Here is a 3,036-nt window from a genome sequence, read left to right as displayed (position 1 = left end):
CTTTCGCCAGAAGCGCTACGGCTTCAACAACGAGGTCATCGACGTCTACAAGTTCCGCTCGCTGCGGCAGGAGCTGGCGGATCCGGACGCCAAGAATGTTCCGCAACGCCGCGGCCTTCGGCGCCGACGCCGTGCTGCTCGACGGCGCGAGTTGCGACCCGCTCTACCGCAAGGCGATCCGCGTCTCGGTCGGAGCGAGCCTAGTAACGCCCTTCGCGCGGGGCGGCTCCGGCCAGGAGCTGCTCGACGCCCTCGCCCACGCCGCCTTCGCCACCTTCGCGCTCAGCCCCTCCGGCGAGCTCACGCTGGAGGAGGCGCATCCGGCCGCCCGGACATGCGTGATGCTCGGCGCCGAAGGACCCGGTCTTCCGCACGAGTTGATGGCCCGCGCCACGACGGTCCGGATCCCGATGTCGCACGGCTTCGACAGTCTCAACGTGGCGACGACCAGCGGGATCGCGCTGTACCGGCTCGCGCGCGGCGCGTAGCGCGCGTCAGGCGGCGCGCAGGACCTTGAGGAACACGTCGCCGAACGCCTCGAGCTTGGCGGCGCCCACGCCCTTCACGCGCGACAGCGCCTCGGCGTCGCGGGGCTTGCCGGCGGCCATCTCGACCAGCGTCTTGTCCGAGAAGATCACATAGGCCGGGACCGCCCGGGCGATCGCGAGCTCGCGCCGCAGCGCCTTCAGCTTCGCGAGCAGCTCCGCGTCATAGCCGTCGGGCGCCACCGCCTCCGCCGCCATCCGGCCGCGCTCCCGCGTCTTGGGCTTGGGCTTCGCGATCGAGATACGCTCGCCGGCCTGCAGGATACGCGCGCCCTTGGGCGTCAGCGTCAGTCCGCCATAGGCGCCGGTCTCGACCGTAAGGGCCCCGGCTGCCACCAACTGGCGCAGGATGGCGCGCCAGTCGGAAGCCGGCCGGTCGGCGCCGCGCCCGAACCCTGCGAGCTTGTCGTGGCCGCGGGCCTCGACGGACTCCGACAGATGCCCCACCGCCAGCGCCACGATATGCGCGGCGCCGAAACGCTCGCCGGTGTCGGAGACGAGGGACAGCAGGAGCCGCGCCTCCTCGGTGCCGTCGACCACCTCGGGCGGATTCAGGCAGGCGTCGCAGTTTCCGCAGGCGCCCGAAGTCTCGCCGAAATAGGCGAGCAGCGTCTGCCGGCGGCACGCGGTCGTCTCGCAGAAGCCGATCAGAGCGTCGAGCCGGCGGGCTTCGACGCGCTTGCGCTCCGGCGCGCTGTCCTGCTCGTCGATGAAGCGGCGGCGCGTGCGAACATCCTCGAGCCCATAGAACATCATCGCCTCGGCCGGCGCGCCGTCCCGGCCTGCGCGGCCGATCTCCTGGTAGTAGGCTTCGAGCGAGCCCGGAATGTCGCCATGGACGACGTAGCGCACGTCCGACTTGTCGATGCCCATGCCGAACGCCACGGTCGCGACCATCACGATTCCGGGCTCCGCCAGGAACGCCTCCTGGGCCGCCGCGCGGGCCGCCGCCTCCATGCCGGCGTGATAGGCGAGCGCGTTGACGCCCGACCGCCGCAGCCGCTCCGCCGTCTCCTCGACCTTCTTGCGCGATATCCGGTAGATGACGCCGCTCTGGCCCTTCCGGGCGGCGACATAGCGCTCGATCGAGGCCGCGGCGTCGCGCTTCTCGGCCACGGCGATCGAGATGTTCGGCCGGTCGAAGCCGGCCACGAAGGCCTCCGCGTCTCCTCCGAACAGCTTCTGCAGCACGTCCTGTTGCGTCGCCTCGTCGGCGGTCGCGGTGAGCGCGATCATGCGCGTGCCCGGCAGAACCTCACGCGCCCGGCCGAGCTCGAGATACTCGGCGCGGAAACTGTGCCCCCATTGGGAGATGCAGTGCGCTTCGTCGATCGCGATCAGCGACACCGGCAGGCGCGACAGGGCGGAGAGCATCCGCTCGGTCATCAGGCGCTCGGGCGCCAGGTAGAGCAGCCGCGCCTCCCCGGATGCGATTCTCCGCCAGGAGGCGACGTTCTCTTCTCGGCTGCGCGCGGAATGGATCGCCTCCGCGGCGACGCCGTTGAGCCGCAGCGCCGCGACCTGGTCCTCCATCAGCGCGATCAGCGGCGAGACGACGACCGTCAGGCCGCCCATCACCAGCGCCGGAACCTGATAGCAGAGCGACTTGCCCGCGCCGGTCGGCATCACGGCGAGCACGTCCCGCCCCGACAGCAGCGCGTCGATCACGCGCTCCTGTCCAGGGCGGAACTCGTCGAAGCCGAAGGCGCTTTTCAGCACCCGCCGCTTCTCATCCTCGACCGCCGGCTCCACAGAGGGCATGGCGGACTGGGGAAGAAGGGCTGTCGCCGTCATCTGGCCGGTCTAGGAGATTCGCCGGCCAGAAGCGATCCGCGCGGGGTCAGTTGGCGTGATCCATCCGCTTCACGCCGCCCGTGTCCCCGGCTTTCGGCGACGCGCCGACCGCCTTCACGGCGAAATCGAGGTCGACCTTTCCGGCCTTCTGGAAGACCACCGCGCCCTTGACGCTTTCGCCCTGCTTGAGCGGCTGGCGGAGCCCCAGGAACATCAGGTGCTTGCCGCCCGGCTCGAACCGGATCGTCTCGCCGGGCTTGATCTCGAGCCCGCCGGAGATGGGCCGCATGCGCGACACGCCGTTCTCGGTGGTCGTCTCGTGCATCTCGGCCTTCTCGGAGAAATCGCTCGAAACCGACACCAGCCGATCCGGCGTGGAGCCCTGGTTCGTGAGGGTGAAATAGCCGGCGCCGACCTTGGCGCCGGTGGCGGTGGCCCGCGACCAGGGATTGCTGATCAGCAGGTCGCCCGCCTTGTAGTCCTCCGCCGAGGCCGCGCCGGCCCAGAGAAGGCCGAGCGCCGCGAGAGCGGGAAGAAGGGATCTGAACATTTCTGGTGCCTCCATGCGCGGCGGGTGAGCCCGCCGCGGCTGCATGATCTGACGACGAAAAGCAGTCAGACCGGCCGCGGCGGGCTCACCCGCCGCGAGAGCGGGCAGAAGGGATCTGAACATTTCTGGTGCCTCCATGCGCAGCGG

General features: G+C 70.3%; 2 protein-coding genes and 1 pseudogene. 1 reads left to right on the top strand and 2 read right to left on the bottom strand.

From position 1 onward, the window contains the following. Positions 1-95: 95 nt before the first annotated feature. Positions 96-488 (top strand): annotated as a pseudogene (locus tag ACIKT0_RS16045) (TrmH family RNA methyltransferase); the annotation flags it as partial. Between the two features lie 6 nt (positions 489-494). Here ACIKT0_RS16045 and recQ read toward each other — a convergent pair. Together recQ and ACIKT0_RS16035 are read right to left on the bottom strand one after the other, a co-directional pair. Continuing rightward, positions 495-2,339, bottom strand: a complete 1,845-nt coding sequence (gene recQ / locus ACIKT0_RS16040; protein WP_407106362.1) for a DNA helicase RecQ — start codon at positions 2,337-2,339, stop codon at positions 495-497. Between the two features lie 46 nt (positions 2,340-2,385). Then, positions 2,386-2,889, bottom strand: coding sequence for a copper chaperone PCu(A)C (locus ACIKT0_RS16035; protein ID WP_407106360.1), 504 nt, complete (start codon positions 2,887-2,889; stop codon positions 2,386-2,388). Between the last annotated feature and the right edge of the window lie 147 nt (positions 2,890-3,036).

Source organism: Hansschlegelia beijingensis, from assembly GCF_045505405.1.
Lineage (GTDB): Bacteria > Pseudomonadota > Alphaproteobacteria > Rhizobiales > Methylopilaceae > Methylopila > Methylopila beijingensis_A.
The sequence above is the reverse complement of the archived record's forward strand: the minus strand, read 5'-3'. Positions and strand labels throughout refer to the sequence as shown.